Genomic DNA, 1,368 nt, shown 5'->3' on the forward strand with positions numbered 1-1,368 from the left:
TGTTTCCAACGGATGATTCGGTGTTCAAAGTAATTTGGCTTGCGATGAAAGATGCCTCAAAAAAATGGACAATGCCGATTCAAAACTGGAAACTGGCGATGAATCGATTTATGATTGATTTTGGTGCTCGCTTAGACGAGCACCGTTAAGTTGAAATGGGTGTTTACACAGAATTTGGGATGGGGTCAGCCCTGGCGGTGAGAGTGGTTAAAACTGTTGTGAATGCGATGACAGGGGCGGTAAATTATGATTTATCGGTCACTGCGAAAGCACCAGAATTTACTTTCGGCGTAGGTACAAGAGACGAAATTAAGTTCAAAGACGGCGGTCATTTAAATATTGTTGGTGGTTCTGATGCGATTGAAACCAAGGTAGATGGTAATACTATCAAGGTAGATTTATCAGAAGCAGGTAAAGCGACATTAGCCAAAGTGAACAATGGTATTCACAGTCAAACAGATGATGGGAAAACGCTGAATTATCAGTTAGGCGATACCATTAAAGTTACAGGTGATGGTAAAAACCTTACAACCACAACAACAGCAGAAGGCAAAGTATCGGTTCGCTTGAAAGATGATGTAAAAGTCAACTCCGTTACAACAGGTAACGTCTCTATTTCTACGCAAGGCATTAATGCAGGTGGGAATAAAGTGGTGAATGTGGCAAATGGCCATATCCGTCCAACATCAAAAGATGCTGTCAATGGTTCACAATTGTATGCAACCAATATTCAAGTGAATCAAAACACCCAAAATATTGCAAATTTAGGTGAGCGAGTTAATCATTTGGATAACAAAATAAATCGTGTGAATAAAGATTTGCGTGCAGGCGTGGCAGGATCTGCGGCAATTGCAGGGCTTCCGCAAGTACGTGGTCATGGAAAATCAATGATAGCTGCTTCGACGGGTAATTATAAAGGGCAAAGTGCCATTGCGATTGGTTACTCTAGAGCAAGCGATAATGGTAAAGTGCTATTCAAGTTAAGCGGTAGTGCAAATACGCAGGGTGATATTGTAAGCTCCATTGGTCTTGGTTATGAATGGTAATTTCTAAGCGAAAAATATTATTCATAATCATGTAAGTAAAGGCAGCGGTATTCGTTGCCTTTGCTTTATCTATTTTGGGTTGAGTATTCGAATGTAAGGTATTTTGATCTTATGAGATGTTTCTCAAAGAAGATTTCAGCCTCATAAATGAATTATTAACAATATTATAGTTTGAATTTCAGACTCTTCTCATTACTCAAAATCCATAGATGTTGCAATATTTGGTTTTAAGTCAAAATGTAGCATTTCATTTAGGAATGGTATGCTCAAATTATGGAATGATTGATTTATGACTATCACATCAAAGAATGTTCAAAATATC

At 38.4% G+C, this 1,368-nt stretch carries 1 protein-coding gene and 1 pseudogene; both read left to right on the forward strand.

What is annotated here, in order from left to right; genetic code table 11:
• Nucleotides 1-149: pseudogene (locus B0186_RS11540) on the forward strand (IS256 family transposase); the annotation flags it as partial.
• 30 nt (nt 150-179) lie between these two features.
• Nucleotides 180-1,046 carry a YadA family autotransporter adhesin gene (locus B0186_RS08195; RefSeq protein ID WP_235817209.1) on the forward strand — a complete coding sequence of 289 codons (867 nt, stop codon included), beginning with the start codon at nt 180-182 and terminating at the stop codon, nt 1,044-1,046.
• Nucleotides 1,047-1,368: the final 322 nt, after the last annotated feature.

It is taken from the genome of Canicola haemoglobinophilus (genome assembly GCF_002015075.1).
In the GTDB taxonomy this organism is placed as follows: domain Bacteria; phylum Pseudomonadota; class Gammaproteobacteria; order Enterobacterales; family Pasteurellaceae; genus Canicola; species Canicola haemoglobinophilus.

Bases quoted from the DNA above. Each gene is read 5' to 3' on its own strand.
- B0186_RS08195 (WP_235817209.1), top strand. From the start codon at position 180: ATGGGGTCAGCCCTGGCGGTGAGAGTGGTTAAAACTGTTGTGAATGCG.